At 66.2% G+C, this 14226-nt stretch carries 14 protein-coding genes; 4 read left to right on the top strand and 10 right to left on the bottom strand.

All coding sequences use genetic code 11. The features are described 5' to 3' along the window. Positions 1 to 70: 70 nt before the first annotated feature. Entirely contained in the window at positions 71 to 1642 is a 1572-nt protein-coding gene (locus tag EV641_RS22765; protein ID WP_132474785.1) for an AMP-binding protein, read from the bottom strand. A gap of 208 nt (positions 1643 to 1850) precedes the next feature. Here EV641_RS22765 and EV641_RS22760 point away from each other — a divergent pair, with 208 nt between their 5' ends. Continuing rightward, the gene (locus tag EV641_RS22760) at positions 1851 to 2642 is read left to right on the top strand and encodes an FAD-binding oxidoreductase (protein ID WP_132474783.1); all 792 of its coding nucleotides are present in this window, start codon (positions 1851 to 1853) and stop codon (positions 2640 to 2642) included. Positions 2643 to 2664: 22 nt separating this feature from the next. On the opposite strand, the gene EV641_RS22755 is transcribed toward EV641_RS22760, so the two are convergent. The 4 genes from EV641_RS22755 to EV641_RS22740 form a co-directional block, all read right to left on the bottom strand. Continuing rightward, the gene (locus tag EV641_RS22755) at positions 2665 to 3081 is read right to left on the bottom strand and encodes a nuclear transport factor 2 family protein (protein ID WP_241997408.1); all 417 of its coding nucleotides are present in this window, start codon (positions 3079 to 3081) and stop codon (positions 2665 to 2667) included. Further along, positions 3078 to 4787 carry a 3-ketosteroid-delta-1-dehydrogenase gene (locus tag EV641_RS22750; protein ID WP_132474781.1) on the bottom strand — a complete coding sequence of 570 codons (1710 nt, stop codon included), beginning with the start codon at positions 4785 to 4787 and terminating at the stop codon, positions 3078 to 3080. The genes EV641_RS22755 and EV641_RS22750 overlap by 4 nt, the downstream gene beginning before the upstream one ends. Before the next feature lie 101 nt (positions 4788 to 4888). Beyond that, positions 4889 to 5404, bottom strand: a complete 516-nt coding sequence (locus EV641_RS22745; protein WP_054716416.1) for a nuclear transport factor 2 family protein — start codon at positions 5402 to 5404, stop codon at positions 4889 to 4891. Continuing rightward, positions 5404 to 5793 (bottom strand): nuclear transport factor 2 family protein, encoded by a 390-nt coding sequence (locus tag EV641_RS22740; protein WP_054716425.1) that lies wholly within the window; start codon positions 5791 to 5793, stop codon positions 5404 to 5406. The genes EV641_RS22745 and EV641_RS22740 overlap by 1 nt, the downstream gene beginning before the upstream one ends. Before the next feature lie 165 nt (positions 5794 to 5958). On the opposite strand from EV641_RS22740, the gene EV641_RS22735 reads away from it, so the two are divergent. The 3 genes from EV641_RS22735 to EV641_RS22725 all read left to right on the top strand — a co-directional run bounded on the left by EV641_RS22735 (position 5959) and on the right by EV641_RS22725 (position 8160). Continuing rightward, positions 5959 to 6453, top strand: a complete 495-nt coding sequence (locus EV641_RS22735) for a flavin reductase family protein (protein ID WP_132474779.1) — start codon at positions 5959 to 5961, stop codon at positions 6451 to 6453. Positions 6454 to 6543: 90 nt separating this feature from the next. After that, the gene (locus EV641_RS22730; RefSeq protein WP_132474777.1) at positions 6544 to 7533 is read left to right on the top strand and encodes an LLM class flavin-dependent oxidoreductase; all 990 of its coding nucleotides are present in this window, start codon (positions 6544 to 6546) and stop codon (positions 7531 to 7533) included. 180 nt (positions 7534 to 7713) lie between these two features. Continuing rightward, a complete protein-coding gene (locus EV641_RS22725) occupies positions 7714 to 8160 on the top strand; it encodes a hypothetical protein (RefSeq protein WP_132474775.1) in 447 nt (148 codons plus the stop codon). 88 nt (positions 8161 to 8248) lie between these two features. On the opposite strand, the gene EV641_RS22720 is transcribed toward EV641_RS22725, so the two are convergent. The 5 genes from EV641_RS22720 to dnaK form a co-directional block, all read right to left on the bottom strand. Next, positions 8249 to 9784 carry an FAD-binding protein gene (locus EV641_RS22720; RefSeq protein WP_132474773.1) on the bottom strand — a complete coding sequence of 512 codons (1536 nt, stop codon included), beginning with the start codon at positions 9782 to 9784 and terminating at the stop codon, positions 8249 to 8251. Between the two features lie 118 nt (positions 9785 to 9902). After that, positions 9903 to 10307, bottom strand: coding sequence for a helix-turn-helix domain-containing protein (locus EV641_RS22715; protein WP_132474771.1), 405 nt, complete (start codon positions 10305 to 10307; stop codon positions 9903 to 9905). Then, positions 10304 to 11482: a molecular chaperone DnaJ gene (dnaJ, locus tag EV641_RS22710; RefSeq protein ID WP_132474769.1), complete on the bottom strand. Its 1179-nt coding sequence runs from the start codon at positions 11480 to 11482 to the stop codon at positions 10304 to 10306. Before dnaJ ends, EV641_RS22715 begins: the two co-directional genes overlap by 4 nt. 31 nt (positions 11483 to 11513) lie before the next feature. After that, positions 11514 to 12149 carry a nucleotide exchange factor GrpE gene (gene grpE / locus EV641_RS22705; protein ID WP_054713941.1) on the bottom strand — a complete coding sequence of 212 codons (636 nt, stop codon included), beginning with the start codon at positions 12147 to 12149 and terminating at the stop codon, positions 11514 to 11516. Further along, the gene (gene dnaK / locus EV641_RS22700) at positions 12146 to 13987 is read right to left on the bottom strand and encodes a molecular chaperone DnaK (protein ID WP_054713938.1); all 1842 of its coding nucleotides are present in this window, start codon (positions 13985 to 13987) and stop codon (positions 12146 to 12148) included. The genes grpE and dnaK overlap by 4 nt, the downstream gene beginning before the upstream one ends. Positions 13988 to 14226: the final 239 nt, after the last annotated feature.

Below are 14226 nucleotides of genomic sequence, written 5' to 3'. Positions count from 1 at the left end.
CTTGCCACGTGACCGATGTCACCACACGGACCGGGGAAAGGCGTTTCCTCGCACAACCTTCGTGCGTGAACTATCGGTACGACGCGCGCAGCGTCTTCTTGTCGAGCTTGCCCAGCGGCGTCAGCGGCAGCGATTCGAGGAAGTCCACCGACTTCGGTGCGTGCACGGAGCCCTTCGCCGCGCGCACCTTCTCGACGAGTTCGTCGGCCGGCACGTCCTGCCCGTCGCGCAGCACGACGCACGCCTTCACGGCTTCGCCCCACTTCTGATCGGGAACACCCACGACCGCGACCGCTGCGACCGCGGGATGCGCCGAGATGACGTCCTCGATCTCGCGGGGGAACACATTGAATCCGCCCGTGACGATCATGTCCTTCTTGCGGTCGACGATGGTGAGGAATCCGTGTTTGTCGGCGCGGGCGACATCGCCGGTGTGCAGCCATCCCCCGCGCAGCGCCTCGGCGGTCTCCTCGGGCTTGTTCCAGTAGCCCTTCATCACCAGCGGTCCCCGCACGCAGATCTCGCCGAGTTCACCCTGGGGCACCTCCCGCAGGTCGTCGTCGAGCAGGCGCACGTCGAGCCACGGCACCGGGCGGCCGCACGAGGCGAGGCGTTCGGGGTCGTCGGCGAGGTGCTCTTCCTTGCGCAGCACCGCGATGCTCATGCCGCATTCCGACTGGCCGTAGAACTGGAAGAAGACCTGACCGAGACGCTCGATGCCTTCGCGCAGCCGTGCCGGCGACATGGCGGAGGCGCCGTAGAAGAGGGTCTGCAGGCTCGACAGGTCGCGGGCGTCGAAGTCGGGGTGGTCGAGCAGCATGTAGATCATCGTCGGGACGAGCATCGTGGCGTCGATGCGGTGCTTCTCGATCGCTTCGAGGACGAGTCCCGGTTCGAAGTAGGGCAGCACGTAGAGGCAGCCGCCGCGCAGCAGCGTGGGAATGAAGAATGCGGCGCCCGCGTGGGAGAGAGGCGTGCAGATCAGGAATCGGGGCTGGTCCGGCCACTGCCACTCGGACATCTGGATCTGCGGAAGTGCGACACCGGAGCGGAACGAGCCCATCACGCCCTTGGGCTTTCCAGTGGTGCCACCGGTGTAGACCATCGACGAGGTGTCCTCGGCATCGACATGCGCTGCGACGAGTCGCTGCTCGGCGAAGGTGTCGGCGAGGGCGAGAATGTCGGTGGCGATCTCCGAGGGACCGAGCGAGAACAGATTCTTCAGCGTCGGCACCTGCGCCTTCAGTTCTGCGGCGCGCTCCTCGAAGTGCACGGGATCGAATACCAGGGTCTCGATCTCGGCATCGGCGGTGATGTACAGGTGGTCGTCGAGCGACCCCATGGGGTTGAGGGCGCTGTTGCGGCACCCGGCGATCATCGTCGCGCCCATGTTGATGAGGACCTCGGGACGATTCTTCGACAGCACCGCGACCGACGAGCCCTGCCCGACCCCGACCGACGCGAGCGCCTGCTGGTAGCGGCTGATGGCCGCGCGCATCTCGGCGCCTGTGAGGACGACGTCGCCCAGGTGCAGTGCGGGGCGGTCGGCGCTGCGGTCGAGTGCGGTGATGAGCAGATCCGGGTTGTAGACGGGGCGATGCAGCTCTGCGTACTCCCGGGACTCTACGGAGTTCTCAGTCATCGGCATCCTTCCGATCGTGGCGGCGGCGGTGCGATGGCCGAGACAGGTCGTTATGGCGACCATCACATGCTGACCGTCACGATAACCGCTCGAGCCCCAAAACTGAAACATGTTCCATTCTGTGACATGTCCGAATTCTGGCCTAGAGTTCATGGCAGCACCGAGCCCTCAGCACCATCGCGCGCCCACCACCCAAGAGGATTCCTACATGCAGTCGGCCACGTCGCCAGCGTCCGAAACAGAGATCGCCGTGTCGGCGACCGTCGTCGAGCACCACCGGCTCCGCCACGATCTCGCTGTCATCCGCCTCGAATGCACCGAGGGCATCGTCCCGTTCCGCGCGGGTCAGTACGTCGACGTGACGGTCCCCCAGCGCCCGAATCTGCCGCGGCGCCTCTCCCCCGCGCTGCCACCGTCGATGGACGGCAAGCTCGAATTCCACGTGCGCACCGTCCCCGGCGGCTGGGTCAGCGGCGCCATCGTCTCCGACACCCAGCCCGGCGACGTATGGACCATCACCTCACCGCGCGGCGGCGACCTCCACCTCGACGACACCGGACGCATCGCCATCATGGTCGCGGCCGGCACCGGCCTCGCGCCGATGCGCGCGCTCGTCCTCGACGCCGCACGCCGCGAGAGCCCTCCTCGCACATTCCTGTTCATCGGTGCGCGCACGCCGCGCGATCTGTATGCGGCCGACATGCTTGCGTTGCTGGGCGAGGCATTGCCGTGGCTCACCGTGGTCCCCGTCGTCGAATCGGTGGAAGACCCTTCGGTACCCGACCCGTGGCACCAGCGCATTCTCTCGCGGGTCGGCGCCATCGGCGCCGACCCCGACGACCTGCTCGAGGGCAGCCTCGACGAGATCGTCACGTCCTACGGGGCGTTCGGCGATCACCAGGTACTCGTGTGCGGGCCGGGCGCGATGGTGCAGACGACGGTGCAACGGTTGACCGAATCGGGCACCCCGATCGAGAACATCCGTTTCGACCCGTACTGACCGCTTTCCCGAGGCCGGCGGTCTACATGCCGATGACGCGGCGGTCGCCCAGTTCGGCGCGGATCCTGACGGTCCGCGCCGCAAGCCGCCACCCGTCGGAGGTGCGGCGCCATCGGTCGTCGTAGTCGCCCATGCATTCGTAGGTGACGCCGGTGAGGTCGCCGATCCCGGTGTGGAACGCCCGGAAGCTGCTTCGCACCACCGCATCCGATTCGCCCTGGTCGATCCGGACGTTACCGATCACGTGCTGAGTGGCACCGCACGCGTCGAGGCAGTACCGAACGCGTGCAACGGTGTCCGCGACGCCGACGCACCCGTACGAACGGGTGTCATCGGTGAGCGACGCGGCAAGCGTCGCCCAGTCCTTGTCGTCGAGACAGGTCGCCAGCGCGAACAGGCTGTCCGCGATGGCGACCCGGTCCATGTTCGTTACTGTCACGACGAGACGGTCGAGTTCGCGGCGTCGTGGGCGGCGATGTAGCCGTACACGAGACCTTGACCGATCGTGGCGCCCGCACCCGGATACTTGTCGCCGAACGCGTTGGCGGCGGTGTTGCCGACGGCGTACAGGCCGTCGATGACATCGCCGTCTTCACGCAGCACGCGGCCACGCTCGTCGGCGCGCAGACCACCGCAGGTGCCGAGATCGCTGAGCGTCATCTTCACCGCGAAGTACGGGCCCTGATCGAGCGGCCGCAGGTTCGGGTTGGGCTCCACCGTCGGATCGCCGTAGTACCGGTCGTACGCGCTTCCGCCGCGGGAGAACTCGGAGTCCGTACCGGCTGCAGCGTCATCGTTGAACCGGCGGAACTGCTCGGTGAACGCGTCGACGGGCACACCCATCGACTCCGCGAGCTCGGTCGCCGACGCACCCTGATGCGCGATACCGGCCTTGTACCAGGAGCCCGGAATGGGCTGACGCGGGAACAGTCCGGCCGCGAACATGTAACTGTTGCGGTACTTCTGGTCGAACACGATCCACATGGACTCGACCGGATCACCCGTGCGCTCACGCTCGAGAACGAGCTGGCCGAAGGACATGTAGTCCGACGATTCGTTCGTGAAGCGGCGACCGGTCTGGTCGACGATGAACGAACCCGGCAGCGACCGCTCGGCGAGCATCACCAGGGGCGCCCGTCCGGCCTTCGTCGGTGCGACGGCGGGGAACCACCAGGCCTGATCCATCAGGTCGACGCCCGCACCGATCTCCTGCGCAATCTTGATCGCATCACCGGTGTTGCCTTCGGCGCCGAGGCTCTCACCCTCGGCGAGCGACTCCGACTGGAACTTGTGACGCCATGCCATGTCGTGGTCGAACCCGCCGGCCGCAAGCACGACGCCGCGACGCGCGGTCACCGTCACCTCGCGGCCGTTCTGCTCGAGCACCGCACCGGTGACACGGCCGCCATCCTCGAGGAGCCGCACGAGCGACGTCTCGGTCCACACCGGGATCTTCGCGTTCAGCACACCCGCGAACAGGCCCGCCGCGATCGCCTGACCACCCGCGACGTACTCCCGCTTGATCGCGAGACCCGCGACACCCTGCGCGAGGCGACGGAAGATCCGTGAGAAACCCTTGACGGGAGTACGCACCATCAGGTTCATCCACTTGTAGTCGGCACCCGTGGTGGGCATCGGCAGACCGGCGTCCATCAGGCCGGGACGCAGCCGGCCCCGCTCCTCACCGAGCTGGGAGAGATTGAACGGACGGCACTCACACGTACGACCGACGGCGGCACCGCCCGGCTTCTCGGGGTGGTAGTCGGAGTAGCCCTCCGCCCAGAAGAATTTCATCGGCGTGGTGCGCTGCAGCATCGCCACGGTCTCGGCACCGTTGTCGACGAAAGCGTCGCCGCGCTCGACCGGTGCGGTGCCGTCGACCACCGCGCGCACATAGGTGCGGCCGCGCTCTTCCGTATCGCCGGTCCGTGCCTGCTTCAGGACCGGGTTGGCCGGCATCCAGAACGCACCACCCGACCGGGCCGTGGAGCCGCCCACGTATTTCGTCTTCTCGATGATGAGCGAGGACAGACCGAGTTCCTTCGCGCTCAACGCCGCAGCCATGCCCGTACCCGAGCCGATCACGAGCAGGTCCACGGTGGTGTCGTGGGCGGGAGTCAGGGGCGGTACTGCGCGTTTCGCCATCGAGGATTCTCCTTCAATTTTCGGTGTCACCGGGACGGTAGGTCGCTGCCGAAAACTCGGATGCGCTCCGTCCCGCCCAACGGGATTCGTACTCGCCGCCGCTAGCCGCGATAGTTGTAGAACTCCGGCGTGTGATCGACCCGCAGTCTCGTGAGGTTGCGGTAGCTGATCAGCCATTTCCCGTCGACACGTCGGTATTGTTCGTGATAGTGCCCCCAGCCGTGCAGGTGTTCCTCCACATCACCGTTGGTCCACCACAGCACGTCCTCCATCGCCCAGATGCCAGTGGCGGTGGTGTCGGAGGTGAGGGTGATCTCCGGGTTGTGCCCGTGATGGGCCGAGGTGACGGTGACCGCGCCGTCGAGGAATTCCCGGATCATGTTCTTCAGCGGCTCGCTGCCCACGACCGCACCGGGACGCTCCGCCGGCGGCAGGTGGCTGTGGTCGCCGCCCTCGAGCCGGAATGTCTCACTGACGACGTCTTCGGTGTGCAGCGTCGGGTAGAGCTCCCACTGCTTGGTGTCCATCACCCGGAGCCGAGCCGCGAACAATCGCTTGATCTCCTCGATGGCCAGTGCCTGCTCGGCCGGCGTGAGCGTCAGTTCGGTGCCCGACATCAGAGCTGACGCATATCGGCGGGCGACCAGAACGCGCGCATCGAGGTGATGCGGCCTTCGCCGTCGAAGGTCATCACATCGATCGGCTCGACCTCGTAGGTGGTGCCGCCCACCGGGGTGGTGACGCGGAAATGGAATGCGGCGTTCGCCCCGCTGATCTTCACCGCGAGCAGTTCCGTCTTCTGCGAAGTACCGTCGAGTGCGCTGTAGAACGTCGTGATCGCCTCACGGCCGACCTTCGGCTCGCTGCCGACCGGGTCCTCGAGGGTCGCATCGTCGGCATACAGCGCGGCAATGGTCGTCGACGAACCCGACTCCAATGCGGCCATGTACGCGGTGACGGTGGCGCGGACGGTATCGGCTGAGGGGATGCTCTCGGTTGTGGACATGCGCGCGACGCTACGACGGTCCGATCCCCGCACGGATACAGTTTCCCGTTGAGCGAGAGACCGGTGTTTCGCACCGTGTTCGACCACTGATCGGGAGCCCTGTCCACGGTTGTGGATCGAGTACCGGACACTGGAGGAACGACGATCTCGGAAACGGAGCTGAGTATGACCGCGGAACATGCAGTGCTGGATCCACGCACGATGCGCGATGTGATGGGCAACTTCTGCACGGGAGTCACCGTGATCACCGCACTCGACGGTGACGAGCCGCTGGGCTTCGCATGCCAGTCCTTCACGTCGGTGTCGCTGGAGCCGCCGCTGGTGTCGTTCTGCCCTGCTCGCACGTCGACGACCTGGCCCAAGATCCGTGAGGTGGGCACGCTCGCGATCAATGTGCTCGCCGAGAGCCAGCGCACGCTGTGCGGGGCGTTCGCAACGAGCGGCGGAAACAAGTTCCGCGGTGTGCGCTGGTCACCCGGCGACAACGGTGCGCCTGCCATCGACGGCGCACTCGCACGCGTGGAAGCGACCATCGAGGCCGAGCACGACGCCGGCGACCACACCATCGTCGTTGCCCGCGTCACCGGATTGACCACCCTGGATCCGAACAGCCCGCTGTTGTTCTACCGCGGCAGTTACGGCACGTTCGAGAACATGTGACCTCGAGGCGGAATAGCGGTCGCCGGGAACGGGTTGCACCGAAGGTGTGCCCGGCGGCCGGTGCCGGGCCCCGACTCGAAGGATCTCTCGGTGACGGTTCCCCTCTCCATTCTCGATCTGGCACACATCGGCAAGGGCGAAACTGCACGCGACAGTTTCGAGGCGAGCGTGAAGATGGCGAAGCTCGCGGAGAAGTGGGGCTACCGGCGGATCTGGTACGCCGAGCACCACAACATGCCGACCATCGCGTCGTCGGCGACCAGTGTGCTGATCGCGCACGTCGCCGCGCACACCTCGACGATCCGTCTCGGCGCAGGCGGCATCATGCTCCCCAACCATTCACCGCTCACCATCGCCGAACAGTTCGGCACCCTGGCGACACTGCACCCGGGTCGAATCGATCTCGGTGTCGGTCGCGCACCCGGCAGCGACCAGAAGACCATGCGGGCCCTACGCCGCGACCCGTCGTCGGCCGACAGCTTCCCGCAGGACGTGCTGGAGCTCCAGGCGTATCTGCGTGGTGATTCCCGCATCCCCGGCGTCGACGCGGTCCCCGGTAAGGGCACGGACGTGCCGCTCTACATTCTCGGATCGTCCCTGTTCGGCGCGAAGCTCGCCGCGCTCCTCGGGTTGCCGTACGCGTTCGCCTCGCACTTCGCGCCGCAGGCACTCGAAGAAGCAGTGCAGCTGTACCGGAACGAGTACCAGCCGTCGGAACAACACCCCGAGCCGCACGTCATCGCCGGCGTCGGTGTGATCGCGGCGGATACCACCGCCGAGGCCGCCGACCTGTTCGAGAAGACCAAGCGTCAGCGTGTCGTGCAGATGGTCGGGCGCGGCAGGACGTTCACCGACGAAGAGATCGACATGCTCCTCGACTCCCCCGCCGGAATGCAGGTACTCACGATGCTGCGTTACACCGCCGTCGGCACCGCCGACGAGGTGCGCACCTATCTGGACGCGTTCACCGAACGTGCGCAGGCGGACGAGCTGATCGTCGTGTCGTCGGCGCCGGGTCGCGAGGCGTGGCTGCGGTCGCTCGAACTGGTGGCACAGGTCAGCGGGCTGGTCCCCGCCTGACCCTTGGATCGGATCGGCCGAATGTCACCTTCATACACCTCGAGTTGCCGAAGGTGACATTCGGCTATCAGGGGTGGGAATCGGGAATGGGAAGGTGACCCCGCAGAAATCTACTCGCGGGTACACTTTGTCGGCCGGCCGGTCGCCGGCAGCAGGCACCGAGACAACCGCAGGAGCACCATGAGACTTCGCACCCGTGTCATCGCCGCTGTGTTCGCCACCGCGACCCTCGCCGCACCCGTCACGGCAGGCGCCGACGGACTTCCCGACGACGGCCCCACCATCACCATGACCGTCACGAACAACAGTGACGCACCGATGATCTACGCCGGCGACAGCAACGCCTACGGGCAGTGGGTCGACAAACCTGCCACAGTGATCGCAGCGCACGCGACCGAGACGATCAGCGCTGTCGCAACCGACCGGCGCGGGCTCGGAATCCAAGTGACCTACACGATGCCGGGCGACGGGCAGGTAGCGCTGATGTCGAACAATTACGGCACCGGTCCAGCGAATGCGGACGGCACGCGAATCGATGGCGCCAACCGGCACGGCTATTCCATCGCGTCCCATGTGGAGACGGGCTTCCCGTTCATGAAGGTGACCTACACGGTCGCTCATCCCTGAAACACTCCCGCCCCTGAAACGACACGGGCCGAACGCCCCCCACTGAGCGTGAGTAGCGTTCGGCCCGTGTACTTTCGGCGGAACCTGGTCAGCGTGTCGCGGCATCCTTGACGGCCAGGTGCGCAAACAGTGCGCTCGTACCGATCGGGTTGCCACCGCCCGGGTAGACGGTGCCGCTCGGCGCAGCCATCGTGTTCCCGGCCGCGTACAGGCCGGCGATCGGCTTGCCCGCGGTGTCGAGGACGCGGCCGACGGTATCGGTCTTCAGACCGCCCTTGGTGCCGAGATCCGAGATCCCGAACTGTGCGGCATGGAACGGCCCCTTCTCGATCGGAACCAGCGCCGAACCCCCACCGGTGAAGGCAAGGTCGTAGGGCTCGTCGCCGCGACCGAAGTCCTTGTCGACGCCCTCGGACACGAATTCGTTGAACCGCGCGACCGTCGCTTCGAGAGCAGCTGCCGGTACACCGATCTGCTCGGCGAGTCCTGCGAGAGTGTCGGCGGACTTCCACAGGCCCTTCTCGACGTACTCCTCGGTCGGCGAGAACGGAACGTTCGTCGCACCGACCGGGGGCACCTGGCCCTTGCTGTCGTCGTAGATCATCCAGAACGGCAGCGTCATCTTCCCGGCGTTCATGCGGTCGATGATCTCGCGACCGAGACGGTCGTAGGGCGCGTACTCGTTCGTGAAGCGGTGACCGTCCTGGTCGACGAAGATGCCGGCCGTGAAGCACAGTGCGAACGCGGAGCGGCCGTCCGGATGGGTCAGGCCGGGCGACCACCAGGCTTCGCCCATCAGGTCGACGTCGGCACCGACGGCAATACCGGCCTGGTGTGCCTTGCCGAGATTGGACCACGGACCCATCGAATCGCGTGCGGCGCCGGGAACACCGTATTTGCTGCGCATCTCGTCGTTCTGATCGAAGCCGCCGGCCGCGAGGACGATTCCCTTGCGGGCACGGATCGCGCGGCGCTCCTGTCCGTTCGACACGATCGCTCCGACCACGACGCCGTCTTCGACGACGAGCTCTTCGAGCGGTGTATTGCGGTGCAACTGCACGTTGGGGTACTTACGCAGCGCGATGAGGAACCGGCCGACGAGGGCGCGACCACCGATGAGCGTGTCGGGCAGCGCGTCGCCCGTGCGTTCGCGTCCGAGCGGACCGCGGATCGACTCGTTGAGTTCGGGGTCGTCGGCGATCGGCAGCGGCGTCGGCACGATATGGCGTCCGCCCGCGCGCGCCTTGGGCGCCTTACCGAAGTAGTCGGGCCACGGGTACGGCACGAACGCGAGATCTTCGTCGGACTCGAGATAGTCGATCAGGGGCGCACCGCCGCGCACGTAGGCTTCCTGCAACTCTCGGGGAGTGCGGTCACCGACGACGGCATGGTAGTACTCGAGTGCGTCCTCGATGGTGTCGTCGTCACCGGCACGCTTCAGTACCGCGTTGGTCGGGAACCAGACGCCGCCGCCACCGGAGTACGAGGTGGTGCCGCCGAAGTACTCGGAGGCTTCGACGAGTGTGACGGAGAGTCCCTCACGTGCTGCCGTGTAGGCGCCGCAGCACCCTCCGGCTCCCGATCCGACGACGAGTACGTCGCATTCTTCGGCCCAATCCACCATGCTTGATGCCTTCCGCTGCTTCGGTCCTGTGGAACACGCCACAGTGTGCCCGTGCGGAAGGCTCTCCGGTCGTGGAATTCCGCTGATCGGGAGGTCACCGAGGGAGGCGATGAACCCGTCAGTTGTCGCGCTTACCGCGCGGCTTCCACACCACCAGCGCATTGCTGCGCGGGATGGGAACCAGGTCGCGCCGGGCCGAACGCAACTGGGCGATCTCCACCGACATCTCCGAGACCCGCTGCTGCAGCGCCTCGACCTGGTTGGTCAGTTCGATGATCCGCTTGATGCCGGCGAGGCTGACACCCTCGTCCTGCGACAGCCGCTGCACCTCGCGGAGTAGTTCGACGTCGCGCGGCGAGTACCGGCGACCGCCACCGCTGGTGCGGTGCGGGGTCACCAGTCCGAGCCGGTCGTAGTTACGCAGCGTCTGCGCGTGCATCCCCGCGAGCTCGGCCGCGACCGAGATGACGTAGACACGTGCATCCGGGTCGGGTGAGTTGCGGAAACCTGGCGTCTCGCTCATCGTGCACCTGCCCATCCTTCACGCGGATCGAATCCACCGGCCTCTTCGGCCTGAAGATATGCGCGCAGCGCCTCGGTCGCCTTGTCGTCGAGGTTCTGCGGGATGGCCACTTTGAGGGTCACCAGCAGATCGCCCGAGCCGCCGCCACGCTTCGCGACACCACGGCCGCGGACACGCATGACCCGGCCGTCGGCGGTGCCCGACGGAATCTTCAGCCCGACACGTCCTTCCAGCGTCGGCACCGATACGGTGCCGCCCAACACGAGTTCGCCGTAGCTGACCGGAAGCACGAGGGTCAGGTCGTCGCCTTCGCGACCGAACACCTTGTCGGAACGCACATGCACCGTCACGAACAGGTCGCCCGACGGCGCGCCGCGCAGTCCGGCCTCGCCCTGCCCGGCGAGACGGATCTTGGATCCGTCCTTCACGCCGGCGGGAACGCGGACCGTGATGGTGCGCGTGCGGTTCTGCACTCCGGATCCGTGGCAGTCGTGGCACGGGTTGTCGATGATCGAGCCGCTGCCGCGGCAGTCGTCGCACGGCTCCGAGAAACCGAACGCGCCCTGGTTGCGCGAGACGATGCCACTTCCGTTGCAGCGCGGGCAGACACGCGGGCTGGTGCCCGGTTCGGCGCCGCTGCCGTGACACGTGGTGCACGGCGCGGGGCTGGTCATGCGCAGCGGAACGGTGACGCCCAGAACGGCGTCACGGAAGTCGAGTGTGGTTTCGGTTTCGACGTCGGCGCCGCGACGCGGACGCGACCGGGTGGCCCCACCGGTGCCCCCGCCGCGATTGAACACGCCGCCGAAGAGGTCGCCGAGGCCGCCGTCGCCGGCTGCGCCTCCACCGAAAAGGTCGCCGAGGTCGAAGGTGCTTCCCCCGGAGAATCCGCCGCTGCCGGGCTGGAAGCCGCTGCCACCGCCGGGGAAACCCCCGGAGGCGAACAGGCGACGGGTCTCGTCGTATTCCTTGCGCTTGGCAGGGTCGGACAGCACGGCGTTTGCTTCGCTGACCGCCTTGAAACGTTCCTCGGCGGCGGTGTCGCCGGGATTGGCGTCGGGATGCAGGTCCCGTGCCAGCTTGCGGTAGGCCTTCTTGATCTCGTCGGCCGATGCGGACGAGGAAACGCCCAGATCCTTGTAGAAGTCCTTCTCGATCCACTCCCGTTGGCTCACTGGGCGCCTCCTCCTTCCGTTGTTGTTGTTCTTACTCTGCGCCGGACTCGTCCGACGGCTTGTCTTGCGGTGTGTCCGACGGATCTCCGTCGGTCACGGTCACCATCGCGTGTCGCAGGATCCGCTCGTTGTAGCGGTAGCCCTTGCGCAGGACTGTCCCGAGAACGGGATGGTTTCCGTCACCCTCCATCTGGACCGCTTCGTGGAGTTCGGGGTCGAAGGGGTCGCCCTCGACTCCGAATCCGGCCAACCCGAGCGAGTCGAACACGGTGGTCAACTTGTCGGACATGGCCTTCAGCGGGCCCGACTCGAGATCTCCGTGTGCTCGCGCACGGTCGAGGTCGTCGAGGACGTCGAGGAACTTCGCCGCGACCGAGGCCTTGGCTTCCTCCACCGCTGCGGTGCGCTGGGCGTCGGACCGGCGCCGGTAGTTGGCGTACTCGGCTGTGACGCGCTGCAGATCTGCAGTGCGCTCGGCGAGTTCGTCCGATTCCGGCGCCTCCACCGATCCCTCGGCGGCCACTTCTGCGTCACCCTCCGAGTCAGGAGCAGGCTCCACCACGTCGCCTTCGAGAGGCTCGGTGTCGCGAACCTCGAAGGTTTCCGGGTCGATCCGTCGCTTGTCGGTGACGGTTACCGGCTCCTGCTCTGGGGTACCCGAAGTCACTTCTTCTCCGTGTCGTTGGGCTCGTCGACAACCTCGGCGTCGACGACGTCGTCGGCACCGGCGGCTGCGCCGTCACCGGCTGCCGCACCCTCGGCGCCCTGCGCCTCGTAGATGGCCTGGCCGAGAGCCTGCGACTCGGTCGCGAGCTTCTCGACGGCAGCCTTCACCGCGGCGATGTCGGATCCGGCGAGAGCGTCGTTGGCTTCCTTGATGGCAGCCTCGACCTTCTCCTTGACGTCGGCCGGCACCTTCTCCTCGTTGTCCTTGATGAACTTCTCGGTCTGGTGCACGAGCGACTCGGCCTGGTTACGAACCTCGGCCTCCTCGCGACGGGTCTTGTCTTCCTCGGCGTGAGCCTCGGCGTCCTTGACCATCCGGTCGATCTCTTCCTGGGACAGGCCGGAGCCGTCCTGGATCTTGATCGTGTTCTCCTTGCCGGTGCCCTTGTCGCGGGCGGTGACGTGCACGATGCCGTTGGCGTCGATGTCGAAGGTCACCTCGATCTGCGGGACACCGCGCGGAGCCGGTGCGATACCGCCGAGCTCGAACGAACCGAGCAGCTTGTTGTGCGCTGCGATCTCGCGCTCGCCCTGGAAGACCTGGATCTGCACGGACGGCTGGTTGTCGTCGGCCGTGGTGAAGGTCTCGGACCGCTTGGTCGGGATCGTCGTGTTGCGCTCGATGAGCTTGGTCATCACGCCGCCCTTGGTCTCGATACCCAGCGACAGCGGGGTGACGTCGAGCAGGAGGACGTCCTTGACCTCACCCTTGAGCACGCCGGCCTGCAGGGCTGCGCCCACAGCGACGACCTCGTCGGGGTTGACACCCTTGTTGGGTTCGCGGCCACCGGTGAGCTCGCGCACCAGGTCGGTGACGGCGGGCATACGGGTGGAACCACCGACGAGCACGACGTGGTCGATGTCGCCGACAGCGATGCCTGCGTCCTTGACGACCTGCTGGAACGGTGCACGGGTGCGCTCGAGGAGATCGTTGGTGATCTTCTGGAACTCCGAGCGGGTCAGCTGCTCGTCGAGGAAGAGCGGGTTCTTGTCTGCGTCGACCGTGATGTACGGCAGATTGATGGACGTCGACTGCGAGCTCGACAGCTCGATCTTCGCCTTCTCCGCAGCCTCACGCAGACGCTGCAGGGCCATCTTGTCCTTGGTCAGGTCCACGCCGTGCTGCGACTTGAACTTGTCGACGAGCCAGCTCACGACGCGCTCGTCCCAGTCGTCGCCACCGAGGTGGTTGTCGCCGGAGGTGGCACGCACCTCGACGACGCCGTCGCCGATCTCGAGGAGGGACACGTCGAACGTGCCGCCACCGAGGTCGAAGACGAGGATGGTCTGTTCCTTCTCACCCTTGTCGAGGCCGTATGCGAGCGCGGCCGCGGTGGGCTCGTTGACGATGCGCAGGACGTTGAGGCCGGCGATCGTGCCGGCTTCCTTCGTAGCCTGACGCTGAGAGTCGTTGAAGTACGCGGGGACCGTGATGACCGCGTCGGTGATGTCCTCACCCAGGTACGCCTCGGCGTCGCGCTTGAGCTTCATCAGCGTACGAGCGCTGATCTCCTGCGAGGTGTACTTCTTGTCGTCGATCGCGACGGTCCAGTCGGTGCCGATGTGGCGCTTGACCGAGCGGATCGTGCGGTCGACGTTGGTGACCGCCTGGTTCTTGGCGGGCTGGCCCACCAGAACTTCGCCGTTCTTGGCGAACGCAACAACCGACGGGGTGGTGCGTGAACCTTCAGCGTTGGCGACCACAACGGGTTCGCCGCCCTCCAGAACGGAGACGACCGAGTTGGTGGTCCCGAGGTCGATACCGACCGCACGAGCCATGATTTCCTCCAAATGCTTCGAGAATGTTCCTTGCTCAACCTGAGCCTGTCCGACTCACACTGAGCGCGGTCGACTCGACTTTGCACCCGCAGGACCCTGCAAGTCAAGCAAGTTGAGTCTAATACGCTCAAGTTGTCTGATGGGTCCAACGGCAAGCATGGAGAAAATGTTCCGGACATGATTCAGATCACACACGGATTCAAGTGAAACGGACACGTACACCGTTTCCACAGCGCGGC

It is taken from the genome of Rhodococcus sp. SMB37 (genome assembly GCF_004345605.1).
Taxonomy (GTDB): Bacteria; Actinomycetota; Actinomycetes; order Mycobacteriales; family Mycobacteriaceae; genus Rhodococcus.
This window is presented reverse-complemented; position numbering and strand designations above follow the sequence as displayed.